Below are 17,114 nucleotides of genomic sequence, written 5' to 3' on the forward strand. Positions count from 1 at the left end.
CCGAGGGCGGCCCCGGCGGGTGCCGGGACCGCCCTCGGGCGGGGTGGTGCGGATCAGAGCGGCAGCGGGTTCCCGCAGATGTCGGGCGGGATGCTGCCGTCGCAGGCGTTGTCGCGGAACTGCAGGCCCGGACCGGGCGCCCCGATGAAGGGCGGGATCGGCGGCACGACGTGGATGTCGACCCTTCCGAGCTGCGAACCACCCGTCGCCGGGTCGAACACGAACCCGCGGTTGTCGCCGAAGGTGTTGGCCACGACCGCGACGTGGGACACCTGTCCCGGGTTCGCGATGCCCTGCGGCGCCGGCGGGGGCGGCGGCAGGAAGGTCAGCAGCACGAGTCCACCGGTCGGGAAGGTCAGCGGCGGCGCGTTCGGCGGGATGAACCGCGCGGGCGGGATGGTCGGGACGTGGTCCCGGATGACGTTGCCGCTCACCTGGACGTGGGATGCGTTGACCACGGCCATGCCGACGCCGGAGATCCGCTGGTCTCCCTCGCGGCCCTGCAGGCACCACCGGTTGTTGGCCGCCGACGTGTTGCCGGTGATCCGCCAGTCGCCGCCCTCGACGTTGCGGGTGCGGTCGGGGATCTCCGTGCCGGAGTCGTCGAAGGTCAGGATCCCGATGCAGTTGCCGGTCACCGTGTTGGCCTCGACCTTCCCGCCGCTGGACTCGCGGAGGAAGATGCCGAGGTTGTAGCCGTCCACCTGGTTGTGGGCGATGAGCGACTCGGAGTTCGCCGAGTCACCGACGGAGATGCCGGCGGTGCCGGAGTCCGGCGCCTCGCCCGGGCCGGCCCGGTCCACGCCCTGCTCGATGTTCCCCACGATGTGGTTGTGCCGCGAGTCGGCCGCGAGGATGCCGTACCGGTCGTGGCCGATGCCCTTGGTGTTGGTGACCGTGAAGCCGTCGGCGCCCCAGGCGGCGATGCCGTTCGCCGTGTGGTTCTTCGTGCGCAGGTCCTTGACCACGACGGGGCTGTCCGGGTTGAGGAAGAACAGCCCGGAGACGTTGTCGGCGAGGGTGGCGTCGTCGTCCTCGAGGTCGGCGGCGTTCGTCGCCTCCCAGCACGGCGTCGGCGCGGGCTCCCCGCCCTTCCACCGGATGGTGGTCTGGCTCCGGCCGGCGCCCTGGATCGTCAGGCCCTTGTCCACGACGCAGACGGCCTCGGTGTAGGTGCCGGGCGCGATCCGGATCGTGTCGCCCGAGGCGGCCTGGTCGACGACGGCCTGGATCGACTCACCGGGCTTGACGTCCCACGTCCGGGGGCCGCCGTTCGCCGAGGCGATCCCGGCGGGCAGTGCGGCGAAGAGCAGGACCCCCGCGCCCGCGGCCGCCGTGACGCGTGCGGCTCGGGCGCGGGTCCTCGTCCTCGTCGTCGTGGATGGGTCCATGGCGTGGCCTCTCTGGTCTGCGGCCGCTCCCGGGAGCAGCCCCGGGGGCGGGGACAGGGCCCCGGCGACCTGTGAGGAGCGCTCGGGGAACCTGTGAGGAACCTGGCAACGCGGCACACCATCCACGGGCGGAACAGGAGCGTCCACGGGTCAGGGGTGTGAACCTGGGCCCGCCCGAGGTCGTACGACCGGCCCGGGGAGGGGCCCGTTCCACCGCCGGGCGAGGACGGCGACCGACCCCGGGAGGGCTCCTCCGCCCCAGGTCGCACGCCCCCGGTCGGATTCGGGACGAAGGACCCTCGCAGCGTCGACAGCGCGAGACGCGCGCGGGCAGAGTCCCCGCATGACGACCGCCCCCGAGACCGTCGGCCGGCGCCCCGCACCGCCAGTGGCGGCGCCCGGTCCGTCCCTCGCCGACACGGTGGTCACCACCGACCGGCTCACCAAGCGCTACGGCTCCCGGACCGTCGTCGACGCGCTGTCGCTGCAGGTGCGCCGCGGCGAGGTCTTCGGCTTCCTCGGGCCCAACGGCGCCGGCAAGACGACGACGCTGCGCATGCTGCTCGGCCTGGTGCGCCCGACCAGCGGGTCGGCCACCGTGCTGGGCCGCCCGGCGGGCACGTCGGTGGCCGGGGTCGGGGCACTGGTGGAGGGCCCCGGGCTCTACCCCTTCCTCTCCGGCCGGGACAACCTGCGGGTCCTCGCCCGGTACGCCGGCGTCGGGACGGCGCGCATCGACGCGGTGCTCGGCACCGTCGACCTCACCGACCGCGCCGGCGACCGCTTCGGCACCTACTCCCTGGGCATGAAGCAGCGGCTGGGCATCGCCGCGGCGCTGCTCAAGGACCCGGAGCTGGTCGTCCTCGACGAGCCCACCAACGGGCTGGACCCGGCGGGCATCAGCGAGGTGCGCGGCCTGCTCCGCCGGCTGGCCGCGGAGGGCCGCACCGTCGTCCTGTCCAGCCACCTGCTCGGCGAGGTCGAGCACCTGTGCGACCGGGTCGCGGTGGTGGCGTCGGGCCGGCTGGTGGTGGAGAGCACCGTCGAGGAGCTGCGGGGCCTGGGCCGGCTCGTCGTCGACGCGCAGCCGCTGGACGCCGCCGTGGCGGTCGCGTCGCGGCTGCTCGGGCCCGACCGGGTGTCGGTCGTCGACGGCGCGCTGCACCTGCAGGCCGCGCCCGACGAGACGGCGGCGGTCAACCGCGCGCTGGTCCGCGCCGACGTCGACGTCACGGGGCTGCGGCAGGAGGCGCGCACGCTGGAGGAGGTCTTCCTGCAGCTCACCGACGACCGTGCGGCCGACGGGGACCCGCCTCCGGAGCCGGCGCCCACGCGCCGGACCCGCCGGGGTGCCCGGTGAGCGCGGCGGCCGCCGTCGCGGGGCCGGTCCCCCGCTCCGCCGGCTCCCTGCCGGCGATCGTCGGCGCCGAGCTGCTCAAGCTGCGCCGCCGCCCGGCCACCTGGGTGCTGCTCGGCCTGTGGCCCGCGCTGCAGCTGGTGTTCAGCCTGGTCATCCCCTACACCAGCTACCGGCGCGGCTCCTCCTACGAGGGCAGCCCGCCGGAGGCGCTGCTGGCCGACACGCTGCCCGACCGGCTGGTCGGCAATGCGCTGTCGGGCCTGCCGCTGTTCGGCGGCGCGCTGCTGCTGACCCTCGGCGCGCTGCTGGCCGGCAGCGAGTACGGCTGGGGGACGCTCAAGACGCTGCTCGCCCAGGGGCCGCGGCGGACCACCGTCCTCGCGGGCCAGGTGCTGGCCCTGCTCACCGTCCTCGCCGGCACGGTCGCGTTCAGCCTCGCGCTCACCGCGGGGGTCAGCGCGCTGATCGCCGGGGTCGAGTCCGCGCCCGCCGACTGGCCCGGGATCGGGGAGGTCGCCCGCGGCTTCGGCGGCGGCCTGCTCGTGGCCGCCACGTGGGGCGTCCTCGGCATGCTGCTCGGGACGGCGCTGCGCGGCACCGCGCTGGCCATCGGGCTGGGCCTGGTGTGGGTGCTCGCCGTCGAGAGCCTGGTGGTCAACGTGGCCGCGCCGCTGCTCGAGGTCTTCGACACCGTGCAGCGGGCGCTGCCGGGGGTCAACGCCGGGTCGCTGGTGGCCGCGCTGGCCGGGGATCCGGTGCGCACGCCGGGCGTCGTCGCGGTGGTCGACGGCGGCCAGGCCGCCTGGGTGCTGGGCGCCTTCCTCGCCGGCGCCGTCGCCCTGACCGCGGTGCTGCTGGCCCGCCGCGACCTCAGCTGAGGCGGCCTCCCCGCAGGGAGGCCGCCTCACGCCGCGGGCGAGTGGTCCCGGTTGACGAGGATGGCCAGCTGGGTCCGGCTGCGCAGGCCCAGCCGCCGCATCGAGGCGGTGAGGTGGCTCTTCACCGTCGCGAGGCTCAGGAACAGCCGGCGCGCGATCTCCTCGTTGCTCAGCCCCTGGGCCACCAGCTCGGCGACCTCCCGCTGCCGGTCGGTGAGCCGGTCCAGCGCGCGGTCGGGCGCCTCGGCCGGCGGCGTGGGGTCGGTCAGGTAGCGCACCAGCTGGCTGGTGGCCGAGGAGTCGATGGCCGGCTCGTGCCGGGCCAGCGCGCGCACGGCCTCGACCAGCCGCGCGGCGGCCGAGCAGCGCGGCAGGTAGCCCCGCACCCCGGCCCGCAGCACGTGCACCAGCTCGGGCCCGGCCTCGCGCGGCTCGGCCAGCACGAGGACCGCGGTCCCCCGGCGGCAGAGGTCGCGCAGCAGCGGCAGCGTGGCGCCCTCGACCAGGCCCTGGCGGGCGACGACGACCTGGGTGGGCACGTCGTCGACGGCGGCGAGCGCCCCGGGCAGGTGGTGGGTCTCGGCGACGACGGCCATGTCCGGCTCGGCCTCGAGGACCTCCCGCAGCCCCAGCCGGAAGACCTCCCGGTCCTCGCACAGCAGCACCCGGACCAGGCTGGACGGCGGCCGGATGGCGAGCGGGCGCACCGGGTGCGGGACCGGGCGCGGGCGGGGCGGGGCGCCCCGTCCCGTGAGCGGCACGCCGGGTGCCGGGCCGACGGGGCGCCGTGGTCTCGGCGCGGCGGGGCCTGGACCCCGCAGGACGTCGTCGGAGCTCATGCATTCCCCCTGTCCGGGTGGCTGACGGGCCCTGGACCGGGGTCTCCGGCCGGGTGGAACCCGTCCGTCTCAATCGGACGTGCCGAACGGTAGCGCGCAACCGTCCGGTGCTGCCAGGCAATCTGCACGGCGTTCACAGGTGGCGTCCAGCTTCGTGTGCATGCGGCGCGGGAGTCCTCCCGGCGTGTACGCCGGGCCTGTACGGAGAGTGTCGGACCGGGCACGGAGGTCAGCCGCCGACGGGCCCGGCCTCCCACCCGCTGCCGGGCCGGGCGGTGCGGTTGACGTGGATGGCCAGCTGCGTCCGGTCGCGCAGTCCCAGCCGGCGCAGCGCGACGGTGATGTGGCCCTTCACGGTCGCCCGGCTCACCTGCAGCCGGGTGGCGATCTCCGCATTGGTCAGGCCCTCGGCCACCAGCTCGGACACCGCCTGCTGCCGGGCGGTGAGCGGGTTGCGCCCACCCGGCTCGTCGGTCCCGGCCGAGCTCCGCGCGCCGTCGAGGTGGTGCAGCAGCTCCCCGGTGACGGCGGCGTCGAGCAGCGTCTCGCCGCGCACCACGGCCCGCACCCCCTCGACCAGCCGGTCGGAGCTGACGGTCGTGTAGACGTAGCCGCGCGCGCCGGCGCGCAGCGCCTCGACCAGGTCGCTGCCGCTGCCGGCCTCGCCGAGCAGGACGACCCGGGTGCCGGCCGCGGTCAGGTCCCGCACCAGGTCGGTCATCGCCGGCCCCTGGGCGCCCAGGCCGAGCAGCGTGACGTCGGGGTGCAGCTCGGTGGCCAGCTCCAGCGCCCGCGTCGCGTCGGCCGCCTCCGCGACGACGACGAGGTCCGGCGCCCAGCGCAGCACGGCGCGCAGGCCGTGCCGCAGCACCTCGTGGTCGTCGCAGATCAGGACGCGCGCCGGGGCCCCCGGGGGCCGCACCCCGTCCCGCGGTGGGGGAACGCTCTCCCCTGGCTCGCCGCCCATGCGTCCGCTCCGCTCAGGTCCGGCCCCCGTGCCGTTCTCCCAGGACCCGGAAGCTAGCGACGGACGGTGACCTGACGCCACCGGTCTGCGACGCGGTGAGCGCGATGAGCCGCCGGATTTCATACCCGGGTCGTGGTCCCCCGGCCAGAAGGACGGCCTCGCCCCCGTCCGCGGGCGCTGGGCCGGGGGACGCGCCACCCCCTCCGGCCGGTGCCCGCCCCGGCGACCGGCCGGACCCTCCCCCGGGCGGGCGCGACGGATCCGACCCGTGGCGCTGTCGGACGGCCGCGCCGCCGCCCTAGCGTCGCCGGGCATCCGTCCCCGGCCCGCCGGCCGCACCGGTCCGCCGGCCCCCTGCCGGCCCACAGCGACGCTGGAGTGCCCGTGCACCAGACGATGATCATCGCGAGGATGACCCCCGCCGACGCGGACAAGGTCGCCGACGTCTTCGCCCGCTCCGACGCGACGTCGATGCCGTACGAGATCGGGGTGCGGCACCGGTCGCTGTTCACCTTCCACGACCTCTACGTGCACCTGATCGAGTTCGACCGCCCCGAGCAGGAGGCCATGGCGGTCGCCCAGTCGCTGCCGGCGTTCCGGGCGGTCAGCGAGGAGCTGCGGCCCTACATCGTCGCCTACGACCCGAACTGGCGGTCGCCGCGGGACGCCATGGCGCGCCGGTTCTACGAGTGGTCGGCGGAGCGGTCGTGACCGCGACGACGCCGGCCCGGCCGCACGCCGCGGCGCCCGGGACGGTCGACTGGGTGAGCTGCCCCAGCTGCGGCTGGCTGCTGTACCGCAAGCGCCTGGACCGCAACCTGTCGGTCTGCCCCGAGTGCGACCACCACCTGCGGCTGGGCGCCCGCGCCCGGATCGCGCTGCTGGCCGACGACGGCAGCTTCGACGAGCACGCCTGCCCGCCCGGGCCCGCCGACCCGCTGGCCTTCACCGACCTGCGCGACTACCGCGACCGGCTGCACGAGGCCGCCGCCCGCTCCGGCGAGAGCGAGGCCGTCGTGCTCGGCACCGCCCGCATCGGCGGCACCCCGGTGGTCCTCGCCGCGATGGACTTCGGCTTCCTCGGCGGCAGCATGGGCATCGAGGTGGGCCGCCGCGTCAGCGCGGCCGCGGACCTCGCCCTGCAGCGCGGCCTGCCCCTGGTGACCGTCTGCGCCAGCGGTGGCGCCCGCATGCAGGAGGGCGTGTTCTCGCTGTTCCAGATGGCGCGGGTCAGCCACGCCTTCGCCCAGCTGCACGAGGCCGGCCTGCTGTCGGTGTGCGTGCTCACCGACCCCACCTACGGCGGGGTGTCGGCGTCGTTCGCCACCCTGGCCGCCGTCCTGGTCGGCGAGCGCGGCGCGCACGTCGGCTTCGCCGGCCCGCGGGTGGTGCAGGAGACCATCCGGGCCGAGCTGCCCAGCGACTTCCAGACGGCGGAGTTCCTGCTGGCCCACGGCCTGGTCGACCGGGTAGAGAGCCGCGCGGAGCTGCGCCCGCTGCTGGCGCGGCTGCTCGAGCTGCACGGCCGCCGTCCGGCTCCTCCCCCGGTCACCGCCCCGGCGCCGGCGCCGGAGGCGCCCCGGGACGGGACCCCGGCGGACGACGCGCCCGACGCGGACGCCTGGGACGTCGTCCAGCGGGCCCGGGTCGCGGGCCGGCCCACGACGCTGGACTACCTGCACACCGTCTTCGACGACTTCGTCGAGCTGCACGGCGACCGCGCGTTCGCCGACGACCCGGCCGTCGTCGGTGGGGTGGCCGTCCTCGACGGGCGCCCGGTCGTGGTGATCGGCCACGAGAAGGGCCACTCGGTCCGCGAGCGGGTGGCCCGCAACTTCGGCATGCCGCACCCCGAGGGCTACCGCAAGGCGATGCGGCTGATGAGCCACGCCGAGACCTTCGGCCTGCCGGTGGTCACGCTGGTCGACACCCCCGGGGCGCACCCCGGGCCGGCGGCCGAGGAGCGCGGCCAGGCGCACGCGATCGCCGAGACGATCATGCGCAGCAGCCGGCTGCGGGTGCCCGTCGTCGCGGTGCTGACCGGCGAGGGCGGCAGCGGCGGGGCGCTCGCGCTGTGCACCTCCGACCGGCTGCTGGTCCTGGAGAACGCCTACCTGTCGGTGATCAGCCCGGAGGGCTGCGCCGCGATCCTCTGGCGGACGGCGACCGCCGCGCCCACCGCCGCGCGGGCCATGCGCCTGGGCGCGCCGCACCTGCGGGCCAGCGGCATCGCCACCTCGGTGGTGCCCGAGCCGCCCGGCGGCGCGGACGCCGACCCGCTCGCGGCCGCCGGCCTGGTCCGCGCCGCGCTGGTGCGCGAGCTCGACGAGCTCGCCCGGCTCGACGTCGGCACCCTGCTCGGCACCCGGGCCGCCCGGCTGGCCCGCATCGGCGGCGACGGCGACCGGCCGCTGCGCGTCGTCGCCCCCGCACCCGAGGGGGGTGGCGGGGATGCGGCCCGCTGAGCTGCCGGCGCGGCCGGGACAGGCGGGGGAGGAACCCGTGGCCGGGGACGAGGGCCGCAGCCTGCGCGACGAGGTCGTCGAGCTCGCCCGCGCCCTGCCCGGGCCGCTGCGCCGGCTGACCGTCCGCAGCGGCGACCGCGCCGTCGAGGTGGAGTGGGCGGCCGACGCCGTCCCCGCGGCCGCCCCGCCGGCGCCGGCGCCGGTGCCCGGCGGCCTGCAGGCCGTGGCCGCGCCGCCCGGCCCGGCCGCGGTCCCGCAGCCGGCGGGCGAGGAGCCCGAGGTCCCCGAGGGCACCGTCGCCGTCCGGGCGCCGCTGGTGGGCACGTTCTACGCCGCACCCTCCCCCGGCGCCGAGCCGTTCGTGCGGGTCGGCGACGAGGTCGAGGCCGGCCAGACGCTCGGGATCGTCGAGGCGATGAAGCTGATGAACCCGATCGTGGCCGACTCCGCGGGCGCGGTGGCCGAGATCCGGGTCGGCGACGCCGAGTCGGTCGAGTACGACCAGGTCCTGCTGCTGCTGCGCCCGTCCGGGGGGCCGCGGTGATCGGCCGGCTGCTCGTCGCCAACCGCGGCGAGATCGCCGTCCGGGTCGCCCGCGCCTGCCGGGAGCTCGGCATCGAGGTGGTCGCCGTCTACTCCACCGCCGACCGGCGCTCCGCCGTCGTCGAGATGGCCGACGAGGCGGTGCACATCGGCCCCCCGGCGCCCCGGGCGAGCTACCTGCACGTGCCGAACGTCGTCGAGGCGGCCCTGCGCAGCGGCGCCGACGCCGTGCACCCCGGCTACGGCTTCCTCTCCGAGGACCCCGACTTCGCCGAGATCTGCGAGGCCGAGGGGCTGACCTTCGTCGGCCCGCCGCCGGAGGTCATGCAGCAGATGGGCAACAAGGCCACCGCGCGGCGGCTGATGGCCGCGGCCGGCCTGCCGCTGCTGCCCGGCGTGGTGGACCCGGTGCGCACCGCCGAGGAGGGCCTGGCGATCGCCGCGGAGATCGGCTATCCGGTGATCATCAAGGCCGCGGCCGGCGGCGGCGGCCGGGGCATGACGGTGGTGCACGACCCCGCCGACTTCGCCGAGGCGTTCGCCACCACCCGCACCGTCGCCCGGGCGGTGTTCCGCGACCCCACCGTCTACGTCGAGCGCTATCTGTCCGGCGCCCGGCACGTCGAGGTCCAGGTGCTCTGCGACGCCCACGGCGCGGGCGTGTACCTCGGCGAGCGCGACTGCTCGCTGCAGCGCCGGCACCAGAAGCTGCTGGAGGAGGGCCCGGCCGGGCACCTCACGCCCGAGCAGCGGGCCGGGCTCGGCGAGCTGGCGGTCCGCGGCGCGCTGTCGGTCGGCTACACCGGCGCCGGGACCGTGGAGTTCCTCGTCGACGACGCCGGGCGCGCGTACTTCATGGAGATGAACGCCCGCATCCAGGTCGAGCACCCGGTCACCGAGCTGCTGACCGGCGTGGACCTGGTCCGCGAGCAGCTGCTGGTGGCCGGCGGCGAGCGGCTGCGGCTGCGGCAGGAGGACGTCGTGGTGCGCGGCGCGGCGATCGAGTGCCGGATCAACGCCGAGGACCCCGCCCGCGGGTTCGCCCCCGCCCCCGGCCGGCTCGACGTGCTGCGCGTCCCCGACGGCCCGTGGACCCGCTTCGACACCGGCTACCGCCAGGGCGACGAGGTCAGCCCGCACTACGACTCCCTGCTGGGCAAGCTCGTCGTCTGGGCGCCCGACCGCGAGCAGGCCGTGCGCCGGATGGACCGGGCGCTGGCCGAGCTGCGCGTCGAGGGCCCCGGCGTGCACACCACCGCCGCCCTGCACCGCGCGCTGCTGCGCGACCCCGACGTGCGCGCCGACCGGCACGACGTCCAGTTCCTCGACCGCCGGCTGCCCGACCTGGTGGCCCGCGCCGTGGCCATCGCCGCGTCCCGGGAGCCGGCCCTGCCCGCCTCGCGCGGCGCGCTGCACCTCGTCCCGTCCGGCGCCCCCGCCGGTCCGGCGTCCGTCCCCCACTCCCGTCCCGAGGAGGACCCACCCATGTCCGCTGCCCCGTTCACCCAGGCCGACCTCATGCAGCTGCTCACCGAGAAGGCGGGCCTGCCGGCCGAGGCGCACACCGCCGACCCCGACGCCCGCTTCGCCGACGTCGGCCTGGACTCGCTCGCCTTCCTGTCCATGCAGACCGAGCTGCAGGACCGCTTCGGCACCGCGATGCCCGACGACAGCCCCGACAACTACACGTTCGGCGACATCGTCGAGGCCGTGTGCGCGGCCCAGGCGCAGCCGGCGTAGCCCACCCCGTCCCGAGGGAGCACCCGACATGACCAGCACCGACCCGCGCGCCCTGACCGTCGGCCACACCGACAACTCGATCCTCATCGACGCCGACCTCGAGCACGTCTGGACGATGACCAACGACCTGCGGTCCTGGCCGGACCTGTTCACCGAGTACCGCAGCGTGGAGGTCCTCGAGTCCACCGACACCTGGTTCCGGTTCCGGCTGACCATGCACCCCGACGAGTCCGGCCGGGTGTGGAGCTGGGTGTCCGAGCGGACCCTCGACCCGGCCACCCACGAGGTGCGCGCGCGCCGCGTGGAGCCCGGGCCGTTCGAGTTCATGGACATCCACTGGAGCTACACGGCCGAGGACGGCGGCACCCGGATGCGCTGGGTGCAGGACTTCCGGATGCGGCCGGAGGCCCCGGTCGACACCGAGACGATGACCCGGCGGATCGACGCGAACAGCAAGGTCCAGATGGGGATCATCCGCGACAAGGTCGAGGCGGCCGCGACCCGGGGAGCGGTGGGGTGACCGCGGCGCGGGGTCCCGCGGTCGTCCTGCCCGGGGAGGAGGGCTCCCGCCCGGGCATGGTCGACCCGTGGCTGGCCGACCCGGTGGCCGCGGCCACCGTGTCCGAGGTCGACGCCGTCGTCGGCCGCGACGTCGCCGCCTGGTGGCGGGACCCCGCGACCGCACCCGACCCCGTCGCGACGCACCTCGAGGTCGTCGTGACCGGGGTGGCCGGCTACCGCAGCCTGACCGCCCGCGGCCTGTTCCCGGCGGTCGTCGCCGGGCACGGCGTGGGCGAGTTCGCCGCGCTCGTAGCCGCCGGCGCCCTCGAGCTCGACCAGGTCGTCGAGCTGGTGCACTGGCGCGCCGAGCTGCTGTGCCTGGCGCCGAGGCCCTCCTGCGCGGGCCTGGCCGCCGTCCTCGGCCCCGGCGCGGAGCAGGTCGCCCGCGCCGCCGTCGCGGCGGTCGGCGACGACGGCCCGCTGTGCGTCGCCGCCCTCGACGCCCCGCAGCGCGCGGTGCTGTCCGGCGGCCGCACCGAGCTCGCCCGCGCGGCCGAGGTCGTCCGCGGGGCGGGCCTGGAGCTGGTGCGGCTGCCCGGCCGGGCGCCGTGCCACGGGCCGCTGATGGCGCCGGTCGCCGCGCACCTGGCGACCGCGCTGGCCGACCTGGACTGGTCGGTCCCCCTGGTGCCCGTCGTCCCCAACGCCGACGGCGAGCCGACCCGCGACCCCGGGCGGCTGCGCTCGGCGCTGCGCCGCCACCTCACCGCGCCGGTGCTATGGGAGGCCACCTCCCGGGCGCTGGCCGGCGCCGGCGCGACGTCGGTCGTCGAGATCGGCGCCGTCCCGGTGCTGGGGCCGCTGGTCGCCCAGGTGCAGCCGGACCTGCCCCTCTCCCTGGCCACCGGGGCGCCCGCCCCCGTCCCCGCCGACGTCCCGGGCCCCGCGCTCGCGGGCTCGCTCCCCACCTGACCCGCTCCCGAGGAGAGACATGACGACGATCCAGCACGCGCCGGCCACCCCGACGCGCTGCGGCCCCACCGTCCACCGCGCCGACACCGCGCCCAACCGCCGCCGCGGCGGGGACATCCGGGTGCTGCTGTCCCCGGCCAGCGTGGGCTCGACCGCCGGCTTCATGGGCACGCTCACCCTCGAGCCCGGCGAGGTCGTGACCGAGCACTGGCACCCGTACTCGGAGGAGTTCCTCTACTGCCAGGAGGGCGACGTCCTGGTCACCCTCGACGGCGAGGAGCGCCGCCTGGTCGCCGAGTCCGCCGTCCACATCCCGATCGGGGTGCGGCACCGGATCGTCAACGACACGGGGACGACGGCGACGTTCGTCTTCCTGTGCGGTCCGCTGGCGCCGCGGCCCGAGCTGGGCCACGTGGACACCGAGCTGCCCCCGGGCGTGCGGTGAGCACCGACCGGCGCCGGGTCGTCGTCACCGGCATCGGGGTGGTCGCCCCCGGCTCGATGGGCCGCGAGGGCTTCTGGGACATGCTCACCGAGGGGCGGACGGCGACCCGCCGGATCACCTTCTTCGACCCGGCCCGGTTCCGCTCCCAGGTCGCCGCCGAGGTGGACTTCGACGGCCGCAAGCTCGGCCTGACCGCCCACGAGGTGTTCCGCAACGACCGGTTCGTCCAGATGGCGATGGTCGCCGCGGACGAGGCGGTCGCCGACAGCGGGCTGCGGTTCGGCGCCGACGACGGCCCCGACGGCGACCGCGTGGGCGTCACCCTGGGCAGCGCCGTCGGCGCGACGATGCGCCTGGAGCAGGAGTACGTGCAGGTCAGCGACTCGGGCCGGCTGTGGGAGGTCGACCCGCGGTACGCGTCGCGGTTCCTCGCCTCCGCGCTGGTGCCGAGCTGCGGCGCCACCGAGCTCGCCGTCCGGTTCGGCGCGCACGGCCCGGCCACCGTCGTCTCCACCGGCTGCACCTCCGGCATCGACGCGGTCGGCTACGGCGCGCAGCTGGTCGAGGACGGCGACGCCGACGTCGTCATCGCGGGGGCCAGCGACGCCCCGATCTCGCCGATCTCGATGGCCTGCTTCGACACCATCCGGGCGACCACCGACAGCAACGACGACCCCGAGCACGCCTCCAAGCCCTTCGACGCCCGCCGCAACGGGTTCGTCATGGGCGAGGGCGCGGCGGTGCTCGTGCTCGAGGAGCTCGGGCACGCCCGCCGCCGCGGCGCGGAGGTGTACTGCGAGATCACCGGCTACGCCAACCGCTGCAACGCCTTCCACATGACCGGGCTCAAGCCCGACGGCACCGAGATGGCCGAGGCGATCACCCGGGCGCTGGACCAGGGCCGCATCGCGCCGGACGAGGTCGGCTACGTCAACGCGCACGGCTCGGGCACCAAGCAGAACGACCGGCACGAGACGGCGGCGGTCAAGAAGAGCCTCGGTCCCGCCGCCGGCAGCGTGGCGATGAGCTCGATCAAGTCGATGGTCGGGCACTCGCTGGGCGCGATCGGGTCGATCGAGATCGCCGCGACCGCGCTGGCGGTGCAGCGCGGCGTGCTGCCGCCCACGGCCAACTACGAGGTGCCCGACCCCGAGTGCGACCTCGACTACGTGCCGAAGGTGGCGCGGGAGCAGAAGGTCGACGTCGCCATCTCGGTGGGCAGCGGCTTCGGCGGGTTCCAGTCGGCGATCGTGCTGGCCGGCCCCACCCGGAGGGAGTCGTGAGCGGGCTGCTGGTCACCGGGATCGGCGTCGTCGCCCCGACCGGCGTCGGCGTCGAGGAGCACTGGGCCTCGCTGGTCCGCGGGGAGCCGGCCATCCGGCCGCTGGAGGGCTTCGACGCCGACCGCTACGGGGTCCCGCTGGCCGGGCAGGTGCGCGACTTCGTGCCCGCCGACCACGTCTCGCCGCAGCTGATGGTGCAGACCGACCGGTGGACGTGGATGTCGCTGGCGGCGGCCACCCTCGCGGCGCAGGACGCGGACTACACCGCCCCCGAGGACGACGTCTACGCCACCTCGGTGTTCCTCGCCTCCGGCTCGGGCGGCAACGAGTTCAGCCAGCACGAGATCCAGGGGCTGTGGGCCAAGGGGCCCCGGTCGGTGGGCGCCTACCAGTCGATCGCCTGGTTCTACGCGGCCTCCACCGGCCAGGTGTCCATCCGCGACGACTTCAAGGGCCCCTCGGGCGTCGTCGTCACCGAGGGCGCGGGCGGGCTGGACAGCATCGGCTGGGCGCGGCGGGTGGTCCGCCGCGGCACCCCGGCGGTGCTGGTCGGCGGCACCGAGGCCGGGCTGTGCCCGTACGCGGTGCTGTGCCAGGCCACCGGCGGCCGGCTGTCGGGCGCCGACCGCCCGGAGGACGCCTACAAGCCCTTCGACCGGCGGGCCAACGGGCACGTCGTCGGCGAGGGCGGGGCCATCCTGCTGCTGGAGGAGCCCGGCGCGGCCGCGGCCCGCGGCGCGCCGAAGGTGTGGGGCGAGGTCGCCGGCTACGGCGCCACCCACGACGCCCACCACCACGAGGACCCGGCCCCCGACGCGACCCAGTACGCCCGGGCGATCCGGCTGTCGCTGACCGACGCCGGCGTCTCCCCGGACGAGGTCGACCTGGTGGTCGCCGACGGCGCCGGCGTCCCGGCGCTGGACCGGCTGGAGCTGGAGGCGATCGGCGCGGTGTTCGGCGGGCGGTCGGCCCCGGTGCCGGTGACCGCGCCGTCGTCGTGGACCGGCCGGCTCATGGCCGGCGGGTCGGCGCTGAACGTGGCGACGGCGCTGCTGGCGATGCGGGACGGGATCGTGCCCGGCACCGCCTTCCTGGACGACCCGGTCGACACGCCGCCGGGGGTCGACCTCGTCCGCGCCGGCCGCGTGCAGGACCTGGCCACCGTGGTCGTCCTCGCCCGCGGCGCCGGTGGCTTCAACAGCAGCCTCGTGCTGCGCCGACACGCTGGAGGAGCTCGTTCATGACCACCCTGGAGGAGCGGCCGACGACCCACGACGGCGCGGTGCGCACGCTGCTGCGCATGCGGGTGCGGGAGGGCTGCGAGCAGGCGTTCGAGGACGCCTGGCGCGAGGCCGCGGCGCAGATCGCCTCGGTGCCCGGCAACCTGCGGCAGGAGCTGATGCGGGACGCGGCCGACCCGCGGACGTTCCTCGTCGTCGCCGACTGGGTGGACCGGGCGGCGGTCGACGGCTTCGGCCGCTCCGCCGCCCGGGAGACGCTGACCGCGGCGCTGCGGGACCTGCGCGAGGACGCCGACCGCAGCACCTACGAGGTGCTGTACGGGATCACCGGCGGCGAGCAGGCCTCGCACGTGCGCGTGGACATCAGCACGAAGGTGGCGCCGGGCGAGGAGGAGGCGTTCGAGCGGGCCTACGCGATCGTCACCGACCGGCTGCGCGGCACCAAGGGGCTGATCCGCGAGGAGCTGCTCCGGGAGCCGGACTCGGACCTATACCACATCTTCGCCGAGTGGGAGTCCGACGAGGACTTCCGCAACTGGGTGGAGGACCCCTCGCACGCCGACCAGAGCGGCCCGCTCATCCGCTGGCTGTCGGTGTTCTTCCAGCGCAAGCTCTACGAGATCCGGTTCCGCCCGCAGGAGGCCGGCGTGCGGGGCGTGCGGGCGGCGGCACCGCCGGCCCCGGCGCCGGTCGAGGCCCCGGTCGAGGCCCCCGCCGAGGTGCCGGCGCCCCGGCCGGCGCTGGCCGAGCCGGTCACCGCGCCGATCGACCTCGGCTCGCTGCCCTCCCCCCTCCCCGTGCCGGCGGCCCCCGCCGCCCGGCGGACCCGGCCGGACGCCGAGGTGCTCGTGATCGGCGCCGGGCCGGCGGGGCTGACCGCCGGGATCGAGCTGGCCCGCCGCGGGATCGCCGTCCGCGTCGTCGACAAGCGGCCCGAGGCCTCGACGCAGGCGGACAAGGCGATCGGCATCCACTGCCGGACGATGGAGATCTGGGAGGACCAGGGCATCGTCACCGAGGCGATGGACGCCGGCAGCTGGCTCTACGGCCAGACCGTCTTCGTCAACGGCAAGCTCACCCACCAGGTCGACTGGTCGGGGCTGGAGGAGCTGCCCTACGCCCACCTCGGCCTGCCGCAGTACGAGACCGAGCGGATCCTCGGCGACCGGCTGCGGTCCCTCGGCGTCGAGGTGGAGCGCGGCGTCGAGCTCACCGGCTTCACCCAGGACGACGAGGGCGTGACCGCGCAGCTGGCGCACGCCTCCGGGGAGGTCGAGGCGGCGCGGGCGGCCTACCTGGTCGGGGCCGACGGCGCCTCCAGCGCGGTGCGCGCGCAGCTGGGGCTGCGGTTCGACGGCGGGCTGTCGATGTTCCCGCAGCTGTTCATGCTCGGCGACGTCGACGTGGACTGGGAGATGCCGCCGGGCCACCTGCTGCGGTGGGTGCGGATCGAGGACGACGGCGACTTCACCGGCATGCTCGTCTGCGTCCCGCTGCGGGGCCGCAACCGGTTCCGGGTGGCCACGCTGGCGCCGAAGCGGCTGCAGGAGACGATCGGCAGCGGCGTCGTCCCCGCCGGGTTCTGGAAGGAGTACGACCCGCCGGGGCTGGCCGACATCCAGGCCGCCATCGACGACCTCGGCCCGCCCGGGACGACGGCGAGCAACCTGCGCTGGTCGTCGGTGTTCCGGATCAAGCACGGCATCGTCGACCGGTACCGGGTGGGGCGGGTGTTCGTCGCCGGGGACGCCGCGCACCTGCACCCGCCGGCGGGGGGCCAGGGCATGAACACCGGCATCCAGGACGCGTGGAACCTGTCCTGGAAGCTCGCCCTCGCCGTCCGCGGGCAGGGCTCCCCCGGGCTGCTCGACAGCTACGAGGCCGAGCGGCGCCCGGCGGGCAAGGCGATCGTCGACCGGGCCGTGGCCATCGCGTTCACCGACGAGATGGACATGGAGGACGAGAAGGCGCAGTTCCTGCTCGAGATGCAGATGACCATGAACTACGCCGGGAGCCCGCTGGTGGGGCAGGTCGACGGCGGCTTCGCGGGCGGGCCGGAGCCCGGCCACCGGGCGCCGGACGTGACGGGCCTGCGCCGGTTCGGCGTGGCGCACGACGTGCGGCTGTTCGACCTCACCCGCGGCACCCACGCGACGCTGCTGCTGTCGGCCGACGCGACGGCCGACCCCGCGGCGCTCGAGGAGCTGGCGGTGGGCGTCCGGACGGCGACCCGCGGGCAGGTGCACCCGTACCTGCTGCTCGCGCCGGGCACCCCCGTCCCGCCGCTGGTGGAGCTGCCGGTGCTCACCGACCCCGGCGACGGCTTCCGCGCCGCCTACGGGATCGCGGGCCCGGGCACGGCCGCCTACCTGGTCCGGCCCGACGGGCACGTCGGCTTCCGCACCCGGCCGGTGTCCGAGGAGGTGCTGCGGGAGCACCTCGCGGGCGTCTACGCGGTGTGAGACCCGACGAGGGCGGTCCCGGCGTGC

Annotated in this window: 15 protein-coding genes; 12 read left to right on the forward strand and 3 right to left on the reverse strand. The window is 76.1% G+C overall.

Annotated features, from left to right (window positions below):
• Positions 1 to 53: 53 nt before the first annotated feature.
• Positions 54 to 1,391, reverse strand: coding sequence for a right-handed parallel beta-helix repeat-containing protein (locus ACI79L_RS07325; protein WP_456936139.1), 1,338 nt, complete (start codon positions 1,389 to 1,391; stop codon positions 54 to 56).
• Positions 1,392 to 1,734: 343 nt separating this feature from the next.
• On the opposite strand from ACI79L_RS07325, the gene ACI79L_RS07330 reads away from it, so the two are divergent.
• Together ACI79L_RS07330 and ACI79L_RS07335 are read left to right on the forward strand one after the other, a co-directional pair.
• On the forward strand, positions 1,735 to 2,751 hold the full coding sequence (locus tag ACI79L_RS07330) for an ABC transporter ATP-binding protein (protein WP_456936140.1): 1,017 nt from the start codon (positions 1,735 to 1,737) through the stop codon (positions 2,749 to 2,751).
• Complete coding sequence (locus ACI79L_RS07335) at positions 2,748 to 3,629, forward strand: ABC transporter permease (RefSeq protein WP_456936141.1); 882 nt, start codon at positions 2,748 to 2,750, stop codon at positions 3,627 to 3,629. Before ACI79L_RS07330 ends, ACI79L_RS07335 begins: the two co-directional genes overlap by 4 nt.
• A 26-nt stretch (positions 3,630 to 3,655) precedes the next feature.
• Here the strand turns inward: ACI79L_RS07335 and ACI79L_RS07340 are convergent, their stop codons facing one another.
• The gene (locus ACI79L_RS07340) at positions 3,656 to 4,336 is read right to left on the reverse strand and encodes a LuxR C-terminal-related transcriptional regulator (RefSeq protein WP_456936142.1); all 681 of its coding nucleotides are present in this window, start codon (positions 4,334 to 4,336) and stop codon (positions 3,656 to 3,658) included.
• A gap of 361 nt (positions 4,337 to 4,697) precedes the next feature.
• Positions 4,698 to 5,390 (reverse strand): LuxR C-terminal-related transcriptional regulator, encoded by a 693-nt coding sequence (locus ACI79L_RS07345; RefSeq protein WP_456936143.1) that lies wholly within the window; start codon positions 5,388 to 5,390, stop codon positions 4,698 to 4,700.
• Between the two features lie 441 nt (positions 5,391 to 5,831).
• Here ACI79L_RS07345 and ACI79L_RS07350 point away from each other — a divergent pair, with 441 nt between their 5' ends.
• Genes ACI79L_RS07350 through ACI79L_RS07395 form a run of 10 tightly spaced genes read left to right on the forward strand, consistent with a single transcriptional unit; the run spans position 5,832 to position 17,087 of the window.
• Positions 5,832 to 6,146, forward strand: coding sequence for a TcmI family type II polyketide cyclase (locus ACI79L_RS07350; RefSeq protein WP_456929754.1), 315 nt, complete (start codon positions 5,832 to 5,834; stop codon positions 6,144 to 6,146).
• On the forward strand, positions 6,143 to 7,900 hold the full coding sequence (locus ACI79L_RS07355; RefSeq protein WP_456936144.1) for an acetyl-CoA carboxylase carboxyltransferase subunit alpha: 1,758 nt from the start codon (positions 6,143 to 6,145) through the stop codon (positions 7,898 to 7,900). Before ACI79L_RS07350 ends, ACI79L_RS07355 begins: the two co-directional genes overlap by 4 nt.
• A gap of 37 nt (positions 7,901 to 7,937) precedes the next feature.
• Entirely contained in the window at positions 7,938 to 8,444 is a 507-nt protein-coding gene (accB, locus tag ACI79L_RS07360; RefSeq protein ID WP_456936145.1) for an acetyl-CoA carboxylase biotin carboxyl carrier protein, read from the forward strand.
• Positions 8,441 to 10,183: an acetyl-CoA carboxylase biotin carboxylase subunit gene (locus tag ACI79L_RS07365; protein ID WP_456936146.1), complete on the forward strand. Its 1,743-nt coding sequence runs from the start codon at positions 8,441 to 8,443 to the stop codon at positions 10,181 to 10,183. The genes accB and ACI79L_RS07365 overlap by 4 nt, the downstream gene beginning before the upstream one ends.
• A gap of 28 nt (positions 10,184 to 10,211) precedes the next feature.
• A complete protein-coding gene (locus ACI79L_RS07370; RefSeq protein ID WP_456936147.1) occupies positions 10,212 to 10,703 on the forward strand; it encodes an SRPBCC family protein in 492 nt (163 codons plus the stop codon).
• On the forward strand, positions 10,700 to 11,656 hold the full coding sequence (locus ACI79L_RS07375; protein ID WP_456936148.1) for an ACP S-malonyltransferase: 957 nt from the start codon (positions 10,700 to 10,702) through the stop codon (positions 11,654 to 11,656). Before ACI79L_RS07370 ends, ACI79L_RS07375 begins: the two co-directional genes overlap by 4 nt.
• A gap of 19 nt (positions 11,657 to 11,675) precedes the next feature.
• The gene (locus tag ACI79L_RS07380; RefSeq protein WP_456936149.1) at positions 11,676 to 12,101 is read left to right on the forward strand and encodes a cupin domain-containing protein; all 426 of its coding nucleotides are present in this window, start codon (positions 11,676 to 11,678) and stop codon (positions 12,099 to 12,101) included.
• Positions 12,098 to 13,384, forward strand: a complete 1,287-nt coding sequence (locus ACI79L_RS07385) for a beta-ketoacyl-[acyl-carrier-protein] synthase family protein (RefSeq protein ID WP_456936150.1) — start codon at positions 12,098 to 12,100, stop codon at positions 13,382 to 13,384. The genes ACI79L_RS07380 and ACI79L_RS07385 overlap by 4 nt, the downstream gene beginning before the upstream one ends.
• A complete protein-coding gene (locus ACI79L_RS07390) occupies positions 13,381 to 14,628 on the forward strand; it encodes a beta-ketoacyl synthase N-terminal-like domain-containing protein (protein WP_456936151.1) in 1,248 nt (415 codons plus the stop codon). The genes ACI79L_RS07385 and ACI79L_RS07390 overlap by 4 nt, the downstream gene beginning before the upstream one ends.
• The gene (locus ACI79L_RS07395) at positions 14,625 to 17,087 is read left to right on the forward strand and encodes an FAD-dependent monooxygenase (protein ID WP_456936152.1); all 2,463 of its coding nucleotides are present in this window, start codon (positions 14,625 to 14,627) and stop codon (positions 17,085 to 17,087) included. The genes ACI79L_RS07390 and ACI79L_RS07395 overlap by 4 nt, the downstream gene beginning before the upstream one ends.
• Positions 17,088 to 17,114: the final 27 nt, after the last annotated feature.

This window comes from Geodermatophilus sp. SYSU D00684, assembly GCF_054050455.1.